We start from the raw sequence: 14,230 nt of genomic DNA, 5'->3' as shown, positions 1-14,230 counted from the left end.
TCGGGCGGCCCGAGCTGAACCTGCCCTGGGAAAACACCGACCGCGCCGACAACCTCCGCACGGCGGCCGGAGCCTGATCACCCGGCGCGCGGCGCCCCGAGCGGCCCGTTCGGGGCACCGCGCCGGGCCGGTCGGCGGGGTCTGGTAGAGATCGGGGGGTGAACCGCCCGGAAACGACACCGCTGTGGGAGATCCCCGAGGTCACCCCGCCCCCGAAGAGCGCCGCTCAGCGCGGGCGCGCCCAGGGGAAGCCGCAGCGTGCCCGCAAGGGCCGGGCGAGGTCCGAGGCGGCCGAGCGGAAGGGGCAGCAGCAGCCCGCCGCGAACCGGCCGGTCGCGCGGGTGATCGTGGACGTCCCGCTCGCTCATCTGGACCGCACCTTCGACTACCACGTGCCGGAGAAACTCGACGAGGCCGCGGTCCCGGGGTGCCGGGTGCGGGTGCGGTTCGCCGGGCAGCTCGTCGACGGCTTCCTGCTCGAACGCGCCGACACCACCGACCACGACGGCAAACTCGCCTTCCTGGAGCGGGTGACCTCGAGCGAACCCGTGCTGAGCCCGGAGCTGGCGGCACTGGCCCGCACGGTGGCCGAGCGCTACGGCGGCTCGATGATCGACGTGCTGCGCCTGGCGATCCCGCCGCGGCACGCGAAGGCCGAGGGCGAGCCCGCGCGTGCGCCCGCCGCGGTGCCGGAGTCGCCGGATGAACACGGGTGGCAGCGGTACCAGCGGGGTGCGGCGTTCGTCGAGGCGTTGCGGGCGAAGCGGCCCGCGAACGCCGTCTGGCAGGCGCTGCCCGGGGAGGACTGGCCGGTCCGGCTCGCCGAAGCGGCCGCGACCGTGGCGGCCACCGGGCGCGGGGCGCTGCTGGTGGTACCCGATCATCGCGACCTCACCCGGTTGCACGCGGCGTGCGCGCGGCTCATCGGCGAGGACGCCGTCGTGTCCCTGTCCGCGGATCTGGGGCCCGCCGAGCGGTACCGGCGGTGGCTGGCGGTTTCGCGGCAGGCGGTCCGGGCCGTGGTGGGCACGCGTGCGGCGATGTTCGCGCCGATCGCCGACCCCGGGCTGTTCGCCGTCTGGGACGACGGCGACGATCTGCACGTCGATCCGCATATGCCGTATCCGCAGGTGCGGGACGTGCTCATGCTCCGGGCGCACGCGGCGCAGGCCTCGCTGCTGGTGGCCGGGTTCAGCCGCACCGCGGAGGCGCAGCTGCTGGTGGAAACCGGCTGGGCGCATCCGGTGCTCGCCGGGCGGGACGAACTGCGCGCGGCAGCGCCTCGGGTGACCCCGGTCGGTGAGGACTTCGACCTCGCCCGGGACGAGGCGGCCAAGGCGGCCCGGCTGCCGTCGGTGGCGTTCGAGGCGGCCCGCAAGGCGCTCGCCGACGGCCACCCGGTGCTCGTGCAGGTGCCCCGCCGGGGATACGTTCCGGCGCTCGCGTGCGGGCACTGCCGGACCCCGGCGCACTGCCGCCGCTGCGCCGGTCCGCTCGCGCTGCCCGGCGGTACCGACGACGGCCGGGCCCGCCCGCCGATCTGCCGCTGGTGCGGGGTGCCCGACGCGAACTACCGGTGCGCGGCCTGCGGATCGGTGCGGTTGCGGGCCGTGGTCGTCGGTGCGAAGCGGACCGCGGAGGAACTCGGCCGGGCGTTCCCGGGGACGCCGGTGCGCACCTCGGGCGCGCAGGAGGTGCTCGCCCAGGTGCCCGGGCGGCCCACGCTCGTGGTGTGCACGCCCGGCGCGGAACCGGTGGCCGAAGGCGGGTACGGGGCCGCGTTGCTGCTGGACGGCTGGGCGCTGCTGGGCCGCCAGGATCTGCGGGCCGCCGAGGAGACGCTGCGCCGGTGGATGGCCGCCGCGGCCCTGGTCCGGTCGGACGGCCGGGTCGTGGTCGGCGCGGAAGCCGGCCTCGCCCCGGTGCAGGCGCTGGTGCGGTGGGATCCGGGCTGGCACGCGCAGAACGAACTCGCCGAACGCCGGGAACTGGGGTTCCCGCCCGCGGTGCGGATGGCGAGTGTGGAGGGCACCCCGGACGCGGTGGCGGGACTGCTGGGCGAACTGGACCTGCCGGAGTCCGGCGAGGTGCTCGGCCCGGTGCCGCTCGGCGACCTCGACGAGGACGGCCGGTCGGAACGGGAACGCGCCCTGATCCGGGTGCCCCGCGGCGACGGGCGGACCCTCGCCGCCGCGTTGGCCCACGCCCAGGCGGGCCGGGTCGCCCGCAAGGAAGCCGACCCCGCCCGCGTGCAACTCGACCCGCTGAACCTCATCTGACCCGTCCCCGAACTGTCCGGAGGGGTCCCCTCATGACACCCGGTGTCAGAAGGGGACCCCTCATGACATGTTTCGGAGCCAGGTGACGATTGACGACTGGCCGTGGTGCCAGTGGGTGGTGAGCAGGTCGGCGGCGGCCGGGAGATCGCCCGCGGCGAAGGCGGCCAGGATCGCGCGGTGCTGCCGATCGGCGTCCGCCCGGACAGGGGTCTCGCGCATGTAGGTCAGCTCGTACCGGGACAGGCTCGTCCGCACCCGGGAAACCAGCGCGATCAGCTGCTCGTTGCCGGAAGCGGCGACCAGTCCCGCGTGCCACGCCGAGTCGAGCTGCCAGCGCCGCACCGGATCGGGGCACGATTCCAGCTCGGTGAGCAGGCGCTCCAGCTCGCCGAGATCCCCGGGAACCGTCGCCGTCCGGACCGCGAGCGACTCCAGCGCCGCCAGGATCGGGTACAGCTCCTCCGCCTCGCGCACCCGCAGCGGGCGGACGGTGAACCCGCGCGCGAGGGTCGCGTCCAGCACCCCCTCGGCCTGCAGCCGCAGCAGCGCCTCGCGCACCGGTGTGCGGGACACCCCGAGCTCCCGCGCCAGCGCCGCCTCGGTCAGCGCGGTGCCCGGCGGATACCGCCCCGACCAGAACAACCCGACGATCCGGCCGTACACCGCCTCCCGCAACGGTTCCGCGCGCGCGATGGGTTCGATCATCGCCGGTACGGGCTCTCGTCGCGGTGCCGCCGCTCGAATTCGCCGCGCATGCACAACGTCGACACGTCGGTCATCCGGTCCACCGCGAGAATGCCGTCGAGGTGGTCGAGCTCGTGCTGCAGCAATTCGCCGAGTTCGCCCTCGGCGTGCATCACCCGCCGCCGCCCGTCGAGCCCGGAGTACTCGACGTCGACCCAGACCGACCTATTGACCCGGCAGAAGATCTCCACCGAAAAGCTCAGGCAGGCGTCCCACGGCGTCCAGCCGGTGTCCGAGCGGCCGACGATCCGCGGGTTCACCATCGGCAGCGGGCCGTCGAAGTCCAGGTACACCAGCCGCCGCGACACCCCGATCTGCGGCGCGGCGATGCCCCGGCCGTAGGTCGTGCGCCGCACCCAGTCGGCGAGCGTGTCCCGCAGATCCGCGACCACCGCGGCGACCTCGGGCGCCGCCGGATCGCCGACCTCGGCACACGGCGTGCGCAACACCGGGTCACCGAGTTGAAGCGTGTTCCTGACCGCCATCCGCACATCGTATACGATGAACACATGACCGAGTTGTCCCTGGGGAACATCGAGGAAGCGGCCAGGGTCGTCGAGCCCGCTTTCCGGAACACGCCGCAGTTCCGCGAGCCGACGCTGTCCGAGCGCCTCGGCCGGGAACTGGTGGTCAAGATCGAGACCCTCAACCCGCTGGGCAGCTTCAAGGGCCGCGGCACCGACTACTACCTGCACGGCGTCGAGGGCGGGCAGGAGGTCGTCTGCGCCTCGGCCGGCAACTTCGGCCAGGGCATCGCCTACGCGGGCGCCAAGCGCGACAGCTTGGTCACCGTCTTCACCGCGACGAACGCCAACCCGGGCAAGGTCGCCCGGATGCGGGCGCTCGGCGCGGACGTCCGCCAGGTCGGCGCCGATTTCGACGCCGCGAAGGACGCCGCCCGCGAGTACGCCCGCGAACCCGGCCGGTTGTTCGTCGAGGACGGCGAGGCCCCGGCGATCGCCGAGGGCGCGGGCACCATCGCGGCCGAACTCGCCCCGCTCGGCCTGGACACGATCCTCGTCCCGGTCGGCAACGGCTCGCTGATCAGCGGGATCGGCCGTTACCTCAGGGCACACTCGCCGCGGACCCGGGTCATCGGGATCTGCGCGGCCGGCGCGCCCGCGATGGAACGCAGCTGGCGCGCCGGGCGGCCGATCTCGACCGAGGCGGCGCACACCTCGGCCGACGGCATCGCGGTCCGCGTCCCGGTTCCGGTGTCGGTGCGGTGGACCCGCGAGTACGTCGACGACATGGTGCTCGTCGGCGAGGAATTCCTCGTCGAGGGCCTGCGCCTGGCCCGGGACACGCTCGGCATGCTCCTGGAACCGTCCGCGGTGGCCGGATTCGCCGCCCTGCTCCAGCACGACCTGCCCGGCGAGACGGCCGGAACCATCATCACCGGCCGCAACTACTCCCAAAAGCTGCTCGCCGAGCTCACTTCGGCGTGACAGACTGCCGAAATGCCCGTACCGCAAAGAATCCGCCGGGTCGCGGTGGTGGTCGCCGCGGCCGCCCTGCTGATCCCCGCCGGCACCGCTTCCGCCGCGCCGGCACGCCCGAAGTCGCCGGAGGCCGTGGGCTACCTGGGCGCGGTCTCCAGCATCGACGCGGACGCGAGCGCGATCGGCACGCGGGTGCTGCGCGAGGGCGGCAACGCCGTCGACGCGGCGGTGGCGACCGCGGCCGCGCTGGGCGTCACCGATCCGTTCTCCGCGGGCATCGGCGGCGGCGGATTCCTCGTCTACTACGACGCCCGCACCGGCCAGGTGCACACGCTCGACGGCCGGGAGACGGCCCCCGCGACCGCGGACGAGAACCTGCTGACCGAGAACGGGAAGGCGATCCCGTTCGACGAGGCGGTGACCAGCGGCCTGTCGGTCGGCGCCCCGGGTACCCCGGCGACCTGGCGCGACGCGCTGCGGAAGTGGGGCACGCAACCGCTGACGAAGGTCCTCAAACCCGCCGAACAGCTGGCGCGCAAGGGATTCACCGTCGACAGGACGTTCCACACCCAGATCGCCAACAACGCCAAGCGGTTCTCGGCCTTCCCGTCGACCCGCTCGCTCTACCTGCCCGGCGGGGCGCCACCGGCGATCGGCAGCACGTTCACCAATCCGGACCTCGCCGCGACCTACGCCCAGCTCGCCGCGACCGGCGCCGACGCCCTGTACCGCGGCCCGCTCGCCGCCGAGATCGCGCAGGCCGTGCGGCGGCCGCCGGTCGACCCGGCCGCGGGCCTGAGGGTGCGGCCCGGGAAGCTGACCGCCGCCGACATCGCCGCCTACCGCACCGAGGAACGCGCACCCGCGAAAACCGAGTACCGCGGCCGGGACGTGTACGGCATGCCCGCGCCCTCCTCGGGTGGCCTGACGGTCGGTGAGGCGCTGAACATCCTGGAGAACGTCGACCTCGGCAAGCTCAGCAAGGCCGACTACCTGCACTACTTCCTGGAGTCCACCCGGCTGGCCTTCGCCGACCGCAACCAGTGGATCGGGGACCCGAAGTTCGTCGACGTGCCCAGCGCCGAACTGCTCAGCCAGCGCTTCGCGGACACCCGGGCGTGCCTGATCAACCCCAAGCAGGCGCTGGACAGCCCGGTCCCGCCCGCCGATCCGCGTAACCCCCAGCCGTGCGCGGCCGGGGCCACGCCCGCGCCGACCCCGTACGAGGGCGAGAACACCACGCACCTCACGGTCGCCGACCGCTGGGGCAACGTGGTCGCCTACACGCTGACCATCGAGCAGGAGGGCGGCAGCGGGATCGTGGTGCCCGGGCGCGGGTTCCTGCTGAACAACGAGCTCACCGACTTCTCGTTCACCCCGGTGACCCCGGGCGTGCCCGATCCGAACCTGCCCGGCCCCGGCAAGCGGCCGCGCTCGTCGATGTCGCCGACCATCGTGCTGCAGCACGGGAAACCGCTGCTCGCGGTCGGTTCGCCGGGTGGCGCCTCGATCATCACCACGGCGCTGCAGGTGCTCACCGGCCGCCTCGACCGCGGGCTTTCGCTGGTGGACGCGATCGCCGCGCCCCGGGCGTCCCAGCGGAACTCCAACAACGCCCAGGTCGAACCGGGATTCCTTGATCAGCCGGAAACCGCGGACCTGCGCGCGCGAGGCCAGGAGTTCTCCAGCGCGCCGGCGGAGATCGGCGCCGCGACCGGGGTGGAACGGCTGCCGGACGGCCGCTGGCTGGCCGCCGCGGAACCCGTCCGCCGGGGCGGGGGAGCGGCCCAGGTGGTCCTGCCGTGGCGGTGGCCGTGGGAGAAGAAGTGACCGGGATCGACCTCATCACGGTTCCCTACGATTCGGGCGTGCGCGGCCGGTGGATGGGCGCCGGGCCCGACGAACTGCTCGATCGGGGCGTCGAGGACCGGATCGGCCCGGACGTCCGCACGCGGATTGTGGACATCGGGGAGGACCTCCCGGAGATCCGGTCCGCGGCGCGGCTGCACCGGGAGGTCGCCGAGCTGGTCCGCGGCGGCGGCCCGCCGTTCCTGCTCGCGGGCAACTGCAACACCACGGTCGGCCTGGTCGCCGGGATCACCGGCAGGACCGACGACCTCGGGGTCGTCTGGTTCGACGCGCACGGCGACTTCAACACCCCCGAATCGAGTCCGAGCGGGTTCTTCGACGGGATGGCGCTGGCCATGCTCACGGGCGGCTGCTGGCGTCCGCTCACCGCGGCCGTGCCCGGTTTCCGCCCGGTGCCCGAGGCGAACGTGGTGCTCGCGGGCGCCCGGGACCTCGACGAGGGCGAACGGGCGCTGATCGAGGCGAGCGAGCTGCACGTGGTCCCGCCCGGGGAGGTGCACGCGGACGGCCTGACCGCCGCGCTGCGCCGGTTGCCGCCCACGGTGACCCGGATCCACCTGCACGTCGACCTCGACGTGCACGATCTCGACACGGTCGGCCGGGCGAACGCCTACGCGGCCGGGGGCGGCCCCGACGCGCGGCAGGTCCGGAACGCGGTGGCGGCGGTCGCCGAGGCTTATCCGATCGCGGGCGCGACGCTTTCCGCGTACAACCCGTTCGCCGATTCCGGTAGCGGAATTCAGGACGCGGCACTCGACTTGGCCGAGCAGATCGGAGGGTTTCTTCGCCGGGCTTTAGACTGACCGGCGATGTTCAAATCTTCCGAGGTACTCGATTCCGCCCGCGAGGTGCGCTGATGCGACTCGTGTTCGCGGGCACCCCCGCCCCCGCGGTGCCTTCGCTGCGCGCCCTGCTGGAGTCCGAGCGGCACGAGGTGGTCGCCGTGGTGACCCGGCCGGACGCCCCGGCGGGCCGCGGCCGTCGCCTGGTGCGGTCGCCGGTGGGCGCGCTGGCCGACGAGCACGGCATCGAGGTGCTCACCCCGCGCAAGGCCGGTGACCCGGAGTTCCTCGCCAAGCTGACCGCGCTCGCGCCGGACGCGTGCCCGGTGGTCGCCTACGGCGCATTGCTGCCACAAGCGGCACTGGACGTACCGGTACACGGATGGGTGAATTTGCATTTCTCGCTGCTGCCCGCGTGGCGGGGCGCCGCGCCGGTGCAGGCCGCGATCCGGGCCGGTGACGAGCTGACCGGCGCCAGCACGTTCCGGATCGTCAAGGAACTCGACGCCGGGCCGGTGTACGGCGTGGTGACCGAGAAGATCGCGCCCGGCGACACCGCGGGTGCGCTGCTGGAGCGGCTGTCGGTTTCCGGCGCGCGGCTGCTCGTGTCCACTATGGACGGTATCGAGGACGGCACGCTGCGCGCGGTCGACCAACCCGCGGACGGGATGAGCTACGCGCCGAAGGTGACCGTGGAAGACGCGCACGTCTCGTTCACCGATCCGGCGACCGCGGTGGACCGGCTGGTGCGCTCGGTGACCCCGGAGCCGGGCGCCTGGGCGGAATTCCGCGGCGAGCGGCTGAAACTCGGGCCGGTGTCGCGGATCGATGCCGGGCAGGTGGACGAAACCGGGCTCCCGCCGGGGGAACTGCGCGTCGAGCGCAAGCGGGTGCTCGTGGGCACCGCGACCAAACCGGTCGTCCTCGGCGAGGTGCAGGCACAGGGCAAGAAACGGATGGCGGCCACCGACTGGGCTCGGGGCACCAGGATCGAGCAGGGAGAACGCCTCGGATGAGCCCCGATCGGGAACGCAGGCCGTCGCGGCCGCAGCGGGGACGGCCCGCGCCGCGGAAACCGGGGCCACGCCGCCCACCGGCGACCGATCCCGCTCGCCGGGTGGCCCTCGATGTGCTGCACGCGATCCGGGAGCGCGACGCGTACGCGAACCTCGCCCTGCCGGAACTGCTGCGCGGCCGCCGGATCAGCGGCCGCGACGCGGCGCTGGCCACCGAGCTGACCTACGGCGCCGCCCGCGCGCAGGGCCTGCTGGACGAGATCATCGCCGCGTGCAGCGACCGACCGCTGTCCAAACTGGACGGCGCGGTGCTGGACGGGCTGCGGCTCGGCGCGTACCAGTTGCTGCGCACCAGGATTCCCGAGCACGCGGCGGTCGGGTCCACTGTGGACCTGGTCCGCGAGGACGCGGGTTCGCATGTCGCCGGGTTCGTCAACGCGGTGCTGCGCAAGGTGTCCGAAAAGGACGAATCCGCGTGGCTGGACCAGCTCGCCCCGGATCCGGAGAAGGACGCGATCGGCAACCTCGCGCTGCGCACCGCGCACCCGCGCTGGGTGGCGCGCTCGTTCGCGGAAGCCTTGGGGGACAAGGGCCCCGAGCTCAAGGCTGCCCTCGAGGCCGATGACACCCGGCCCGAGGTGCACCTGGTCGCGCGGCCCGGCGAGATCAGCGCGGACGAGCTGGCCGCCATCACCGGCGGCGAGGTCGCCCCCTACTCGCCCTACGGGGTCCGGCTGCCTTCGGGCGCGGGCGATCCGGCGGATTCGGAACCGATCCGCGAGCGGCTCGCCGCCGTGCAGGACGAGGGCAGCCAGCTCTGCGCCGTCGCGCTGACCAAGGCGCCGGTTGAGGGGGCCGACGAACGCTGGCTCGATCTGTGCGCCGGGCCGGGTGGCAAGGCGGCGCTGCTCGGCGCACTCGCGGGACTCTCCGGTGCGCGGGTCGACGCGGTGGAGAAGGCGCCGCACCGGGCGCGGCTGGTGGAGAAGTCGGTCGACGGGCTGCCGGTCACCGTGCACGTGGCGGACGGGCGCGAGTCCGGCCTGGCGGGCGGCTACGACCGGGTCCTGCTGGACGCCCCGTGCAGCGGGCTCGGCTCGTTGCGCCGCCGCCCGGAGGCGCGCTGGCGGCGCCAGCCCTCCGATGTCGCGGATCTGACCAAACTGCAGGGGCAGTTGCTCGCCTCGGCGCTGGACCTGGTGCGCCCGGGCGGCGTGGTGGCCTACGTCGTGTGCTCGCCGCACCTGGGGGAGACCGAGGGCGTCGTCGGCGAGGGAGCACGCCGGGCCAAGGCCGAGGTGCTCGACGCGCGCGAGTTCTTCCCCGGCGTTCCGCACCTGGGCGAGGGCCCGTTCGTGCAGCTGTGGCCGCACCGGCACGGCACCGACGCGATGTTCTGCGCCGTGCTCAGGCGACCGGAAACCGCCTAGTGGAGCGGGTTCTCGGGCTGGTCGCCAGTTCGTGCGGCGGGCTGGACACCCGGTTCGCGACCGAACTGGCCGAGCCCGCGGCGGCCCGGGGCTGGCGGCTGGCGATCACCCTGACCCCGACCGCGGCGCGCTGGCTGGAGGCGGCCGACCAGCTCGGGAAACTGCGGGCGCTGACCGATCTTCCGGTGCGCAGCCGGTCCCGGCTGCCGGGCGAGCCGCGGCCGCATCCGGATCCCGAGGTCTTCCTGTTCGCGCCCGCTTCGGCGAATTCGGTGGCGAAACTGGCGCTCGGGATCGCCGACAACCAGGCGCTGACCGTCCTCGGGGACGTGCTCGGCGATCCCCGGGTGACGATCGCGGTCGGGTACCAGGTGCAGGCCGCGCGGTCGCGCCACCCCGCGTGGCGTAACCACCTGGACGCGCTCACCGCGGGCGGGGTCCTGCTGCGCCGGTTGAAAATCGAGGAATCGTGGACCTCGATCCTGGATCTGTTGCCGCAGTGAACAAACCCACACGCGTTGACCTCTAGTTAACTAGAGCTTCTAGGTTGGCGAGCAGTTACTTCGAGCCAGTCTGGGAGATGTCCATGCACGCCATTCGTCAGTACGAGTTCGGCCCGGCCGAGAACCTGCGCTACGAGGAGGTGCCGGATCCGCACCCCGGCCCGGACCAGGTCCGGATCGCGGTCGCCGCGGCCGGTGTGCACCTGCTCGACACGGCGCTCCGCGAGGGGCAGCCGGGGCCGTTCGGGGTGGCGGAACTGCCGATGACCCCCGGCCGCGAGGTCGCCGGGGTGGTCGACGAACTCGGCGAGGGCGTGGACGCCGACTGGCTCGGCAAGCGGGTCGTCGCGCACCTCGGCGCGGCCAGCGGCGGGTACGCCGAACTGGCGATCGCGAACGCGGCCGCGCTGCACGCGTTGCCGGACAGCCTCGCCGACGACCAGGCGGTCGCCATGATCGGCACCGGCCGGACCGCGCTGGGCGTGCTGGACAACGCCGAACTGACCGCGGACGACGTGGTGCTGGTGACCGCGGCGGCCGGGGGCATCGGGAACCTGCTCGTGCAGGCCGCGCGGAACATCGGCGCGACGGTCGTCGGGGTCGCGGGCGGAGCGGAGAAAGTGGCGCGGGTACGCGAACTCGGCGCGACCCACGCCGTCGACTACACCCGGGCGGACTGGCCGGACCAGGTCCGCGCCGCGCTCGGCGAGCGTTCGGTGACCGCGGTCCTGGACGGTGTCGGCGGTGCGGCCGGGCGGCAGGCGCTGGAACTGCTCGGCATCGGTGGCCGCCTGATCCTGTTCGGCTGGTCCGCGGGCAAGGGCGCGGAACTGACCGTGGACGACCTGTTCGCCCGCTACCTCACGGTGAAGGTCGCCCTCGGCCCGAACATCCTGAACCGCCCGGGCGGCCTGCGTGCCCTGGAGGAGCGTTCGATCGCCGAGGCCGCCGCGGGTCGCCTGGTGCCGCTCGTCGGCGAGCCCTTCCCGCTCGCTCAGGCCGCGCAGGCCCACCACGCCGTGGTCGGCCGCGGCACGATCGGCAAGACCGTCCTCAAACCCTGAAGCGTTCGGCCGGGAGGGGTCCCAGCGTCTTGGGCTTACCGTCGCGCCGCCGGATCGGCCCGCACGGAAGGGACCCACGATGACCAATCCCGCGCTGCGCGCGCGCATGCCCGGTCGGCTCGTCGCGGTGCTGGTGCTCGTCGGCGTGCAGGCGGTGCTCAACGCGTTCTACGGCGTGCTGGTCCTCCAGGAGATCAGCGACCGCGTCGAGCACGGCCAGGACGTCGACGGCCTGTTGCCCGTCCTCGCGTACGGGTCGCTCTTCTTCGCGGCGGCCGCGCTGGTGTCCGCGGCGGCGATCGCGCTCGGCCGCGCCTGGGGGCGCTGGCCGCTGCTGATCTTCGAAGCGCTGCTGTGCGTGAACGGCGTGATCGCCCTGGTCATGGGCGCACTGACCGCCGTGGCGGGCCTGGCCCTCGCCTTCCTGGTGATCAGCACCCTCTTCCACGACACCGTGCAGGCGTGGTTCGACGCGAAGGCCTACCAGCGCCATCAGGCCTGAGGGCTCCGTTTTCGCCAAGACAGGGGCCGGTGGTCTCGGTACCGTCCGCCGCATGACCGATGATGTGCTGGTTCTCGGGGCGGGCGTGATCGGGCTGACCACCGCGGTCGTTCTCGCGGAAGCGGGGCACCGGGTGCGCGTCTGGGCCGAACTGCCACCGGAACGAACGACCTCGTCCGTCGCGAGTGGACTGTGGGGTCCGGGGTTCACACCGCGCGATCTCGCCTGGAGCCGGGTCACCTTCACCGAACTTTCCGCGCTGGCGGCGGATCCGGCTTCGGGTGTCCACTTCGAACGCGGCCTCGAGGTGTCCAACCTCTCGACCGAACCACCGCCCTGGCTGGACGATCTGCCGGACGTGCGGATGCTGGGACCGGACGAACTCCCCGACGGGATGCTGGCCGGGCTGTGGACCACGGTCCCGCTCATCGACCTCCCGCGCTATCTGCGTCATCTGGTGGATCGGCTGTCCGCGGCGGGTACCGAGATCGAACAACGGACCGTGCGCAGCCTCGCCGACGCCACCCGGGCCGCCGGTGCGGTGGTGAACTGCACCGGCGTGGCGGCCGGGAAACTCGCGGGCGACGACACCGTGCGCCCGATCCGCGGCCAGCACGTGGTCGTGCGCAATCCCGGGATCCGGCACTTCTACCTCGAAGCGGTCGCCGACGTCGAATGGACGGGGTTCTTCCCGCACGGCGACCGGGTGCTGCTCGGCGGCGTGTCGCAACCGGGGGAGTGGAGCCTGGAACCGGACCTCGAGGTCGCCGAGCGCATCCGCGCCCGGTGCGTCGAGGCGGAACCGAAACTCGCCGGGGCCGAGGTGCTCGGCCACCAGGTCGGCCTGCGCCCCGGCCGCCCGGAAGCCCGCCTCGAGCCGGAACGGATCGACGGCACCCGGGTGATCCACAACTACGGCCACGCGGGCATGGGCGTCAGCCTCTCCTGGGGCTCCGCCCACGCCGTCCGCGACCTACTGGCCGGGTCGTGAGCGCCGGACCTGGTGATGACCTTTCTACCCAGAGTGACTGTGGTCATGGTGACACCGGAACTTCCGGAACCGGGATTTCCGCACCGTGGAGGGGGTCCGTGTCGTTTCCCGCTCGCCTCCTAGACTGCGGACCGTGGCCGAACGACCCCTGATCGCACCCAGCATCCTGTCCGCCGACTTCTCCCGCCTGGGCGAAGAAATCGAAGCCGTCGCCGGGACCGGCGACACCCGTGCCGACTGGGTGCACGTGGACGTGATGGACGCGCACTTCGTGCCGAACCTGACGCTCGGCCTCCCCGTGGTGCAGTCCCTGCTCAAGCACACCGACCTGCCGCTGGACTGCCACCTGATGATCGAGGACCCGGACCGCTGGGCCATCGGGTACGCCGAGGCCGGGGCGTACAACGTCACCGTGCACGTCGAGGCCGCGCGCGATCCCGTCAAGATCGCCAAGGACCTCCGGGCGGCGGGCGCGAAGGCCGGGCTGTCGATCAAGCCGGACACCCCGCTGGAAGACCACCTGGACACCCTCAAGCACTACGACACGCTGCTGGTCATGTCCGTCGAGCCGGGCTTCGGCGGGCAGTCGTTCATCGCGCGCGTGCTGGACAAGGTGCGCACCGCGCGGCGGCTGGTGGACACCGGTCACCTCAACGTCGTCGTGGAGATCGACGGCGGCATCAACGCCGACACCATCGAACAGGCCGCCGAGGCCGGGGTCGACTGCTTCGTCGCGGGCTCGGCGGTCTACGGCGCCGGGGACCCCGGTCAGGCCGTTGCCGCACTCCGGGAGCAGGCCGCCCGCGCGGGCGCGGCACACTGATCTTCAGTTCCGACGCGCGGACACTCGGAAGTGTCGACCATCACCGGGATGCACCGCTGAGCCGCCGGAAGGGTCACCATTGACGGGTGCGCGTCATCCCGGCCGCACCGGACACAGGAGGCAGGCAGTGTTCACCGGGATTGTCGAGGAACTCGGCGAGGTCACCGGCGTCGAGCAGGTTCCGAACGCCGCTCGGCTCACCGTGCGTGGTCCGCTGGTCACCACCGATGCCAAACACGGCGACTCGATCGCGGTCAGCGGGGTGTGCCTGACCGTGGTCGACGTGGCGGGCAACGAGTTCACCGTGGACGTGGTGCACGAGACGCTGGCCAGATCGAGCCTCGCCAAGATCCACGTCGGTGACCAGGTGAACCTGGAGCGCGCCACCGCGGTCGGCGATCGGCTCGGTGGGCACATCATGCAGGGCCACGTCGACGGCACCGGGGTCTACCTCTCCCGGGACGCGCAGGGGCTGACCCGGTTCGCGCTGCCGCCCGGGCTGTCCCGGTACGTGGTCGAGAAGGGTTCGATCGCGGTCGACGGCGTGTCACTCACCGTGGCCGGGATCGAACAGGACGAGTTCACCGTCGCGCTGATCCCGACCACGCTGGAGCTGACCACGCTCGGCCGGGCGGAACCGGGCGATCTCGTCAATCTCGAAGTGGACGTGCTGGCCAAATATGTGGAGAAACTGGCGTCACCACATCTGCCTCCCCGAACGGAGCACAATGGAGTCACGGCCGGTACCGAGGAGGACGCGTGAGTGAGCAGACGCCGTGCAGTGC

General features: G+C 72.9%; 14 protein-coding genes. 12 read left to right on the top strand and 2 right to left on the bottom strand.

Going from position 1 to position 14,230, the window contains the following annotated elements; all coding sequences use genetic code 11:
• Positions 1–158 precede the first annotated feature (158 nt).
• A complete protein-coding gene (locus FXO23_RS34520) occupies positions 159–2,279 on the top strand; it encodes a primosomal protein N' (RefSeq protein WP_179956966.1) in 2,121 nt (706 codons plus the stop codon).
• A gap of 60 nt (positions 2,280–2,339) precedes the next feature.
• On the opposite strand, the gene FXO23_RS34515 is transcribed toward FXO23_RS34520, so the two are convergent.
• Together FXO23_RS34515 and FXO23_RS34510 are read right to left on the bottom strand one after the other, a co-directional pair.
• Positions 2,340–2,984 carry a GntR family transcriptional regulator gene (locus tag FXO23_RS34515; protein WP_158890079.1) on the bottom strand — a complete coding sequence of 215 codons (645 nt, stop codon included), beginning with the start codon at positions 2,982–2,984 and terminating at the stop codon, positions 2,340–2,342.
• Complete coding sequence (locus FXO23_RS34510) at positions 2,981–3,508, bottom strand: peptide deformylase (RefSeq protein WP_158890077.1); 528 nt, start codon at positions 3,506–3,508, stop codon at positions 2,981–2,983. Before FXO23_RS34510 ends, FXO23_RS34515 begins: the two co-directional genes overlap by 4 nt.
• Before the next feature lie 24 nt (positions 3,509–3,532).
• On the opposite strand from FXO23_RS34510, the gene FXO23_RS34505 reads away from it, so the two are divergent.
• The 11 genes from FXO23_RS34505 (at position 3,533) to FXO23_RS34455 (ending at position 14,208) form a co-directional block, all read left to right on the top strand.
• Positions 3,533–4,471, top strand: coding sequence for a threonine ammonia-lyase (locus tag FXO23_RS34505; RefSeq protein ID WP_158890075.1), 939 nt, complete (start codon positions 3,533–3,535; stop codon positions 4,469–4,471).
• Between the two features lie 12 nt (positions 4,472–4,483).
• Positions 4,484–6,295, top strand: coding sequence for a gamma-glutamyltransferase (gene ggt / locus FXO23_RS34500; protein WP_158890073.1), 1,812 nt, complete (start codon positions 4,484–4,486; stop codon positions 6,293–6,295).
• The gene (locus FXO23_RS34495) at positions 6,292–7,137 is read left to right on the top strand and encodes an arginase family protein (protein WP_158890071.1); all 846 of its coding nucleotides are present in this window, start codon (positions 6,292–6,294) and stop codon (positions 7,135–7,137) included. Before ggt ends, FXO23_RS34495 begins: the two co-directional genes overlap by 4 nt.
• 53 nt (positions 7,138–7,190) lie before the next feature.
• Positions 7,191–8,132, top strand: a complete 942-nt coding sequence (fmt, locus tag FXO23_RS34490) for a methionyl-tRNA formyltransferase (protein ID WP_158890070.1) — start codon at positions 7,191–7,193, stop codon at positions 8,130–8,132.
• Positions 8,129–9,562, top strand: a complete 1,434-nt coding sequence (locus FXO23_RS34485) for an RsmB/NOP family class I SAM-dependent RNA methyltransferase (RefSeq protein WP_158890068.1) — start codon at positions 8,129–8,131, stop codon at positions 9,560–9,562. Before fmt ends, FXO23_RS34485 begins: the two co-directional genes overlap by 4 nt.
• The gene (locus tag FXO23_RS34480) at positions 9,562–10,065 is read left to right on the top strand and encodes a flavoprotein (RefSeq protein WP_158890066.1); all 504 of its coding nucleotides are present in this window, start codon (positions 9,562–9,564) and stop codon (positions 10,063–10,065) included. Before FXO23_RS34485 ends, FXO23_RS34480 begins: the two co-directional genes overlap by 1 nt.
• Positions 10,066–10,148: 83 nt before the next feature.
• A complete protein-coding gene (locus FXO23_RS34475; protein ID WP_158890064.1) occupies positions 10,149–11,129 on the top strand; it encodes a zinc-binding dehydrogenase in 981 nt (326 codons plus the stop codon).
• A 79-nt stretch (positions 11,130–11,208) separates the two neighbouring features.
• Positions 11,209–11,631, top strand: a complete 423-nt coding sequence (locus FXO23_RS34470) for a hypothetical protein (protein ID WP_158890062.1) — start codon at positions 11,209–11,211, stop codon at positions 11,629–11,631.
• Between the two features lie 52 nt (positions 11,632–11,683).
• Complete coding sequence (locus FXO23_RS34465; RefSeq protein WP_158890060.1) at positions 11,684–12,622, top strand: FAD-dependent oxidoreductase; 939 nt, start codon at positions 11,684–11,686, stop codon at positions 12,620–12,622.
• A 148-nt stretch (positions 12,623–12,770) separates the two neighbouring features.
• Complete coding sequence (gene rpe / locus FXO23_RS34460; protein WP_158890097.1) at positions 12,771–13,445, top strand: ribulose-phosphate 3-epimerase; 675 nt, start codon at positions 12,771–12,773, stop codon at positions 13,443–13,445.
• Between the two features lie 127 nt (positions 13,446–13,572).
• Entirely contained in the window at positions 13,573–14,208 is a 636-nt protein-coding gene (locus FXO23_RS34455; protein ID WP_158890058.1) for a riboflavin synthase, read from the top strand.
• Positions 14,209–14,230: the final 22 nt, after the last annotated feature.

The organism is Amycolatopsis anabasis, assembly GCF_009765355.1.
GTDB classification, from domain to species: domain Bacteria; phylum Actinomycetota; class Actinomycetes; order Mycobacteriales; family Pseudonocardiaceae; genus Amycolatopsis; species Amycolatopsis anabasis.
The sequence above is the reverse complement of the archived record's forward strand: the minus strand, read 5'-3'. Positions and strand labels throughout refer to the sequence as shown.

What these genes read in the sequence shown, in the direction of transcription:
- FXO23_RS34515 (WP_158890079.1), bottom strand. Translation starts at nt 2,984, where the DNA reads ATGATCGAACCCATCGCGCGCGCGGAACCGTTGCGGGAGGCGGTGTAC.
- FXO23_RS34510 (WP_158890077.1), bottom strand. Translation starts at nt 3,508, where the DNA reads ATGGCGGTCAGGAACACGCTTCAACTCGGTGACCCGGTGTTGCGCACG.
- FXO23_RS34505 (WP_158890075.1), top strand. Translation starts at nt 3,533, where the DNA reads ATGACCGAGTTGTCCCTGGGGAACATCGAGGAAGCGGCCAGGGTCGTC.
- ggt (WP_158890073.1), top strand. Translation starts at nt 4,484, where the DNA reads ATGCCCGTACCGCAAAGAATCCGCCGGGTCGCGGTGGTGGTCGCCGCG.
- fmt (WP_158890070.1), top strand. Translation starts at nt 7,191, where the DNA reads ATGCGACTCGTGTTCGCGGGCACCCCCGCCCCCGCGGTGCCTTCGCTG.
- FXO23_RS34485 (WP_158890068.1), top strand. Translation starts at nt 8,129, where the DNA reads ATGAGCCCCGATCGGGAACGCAGGCCGTCGCGGCCGCAGCGGGGACGG.
- FXO23_RS34475 (WP_158890064.1), top strand. Translation starts at nt 10,149, where the DNA reads ATGCACGCCATTCGTCAGTACGAGTTCGGCCCGGCCGAGAACCTGCGC.
- FXO23_RS34470 (WP_158890062.1), top strand. Translation starts at nt 11,209, where the DNA reads ATGACCAATCCCGCGCTGCGCGCGCGCATGCCCGGTCGGCTCGTCGCG.
- FXO23_RS34465 (WP_158890060.1), top strand. Translation starts at nt 11,684, where the DNA reads ATGACCGATGATGTGCTGGTTCTCGGGGCGGGCGTGATCGGGCTGACC.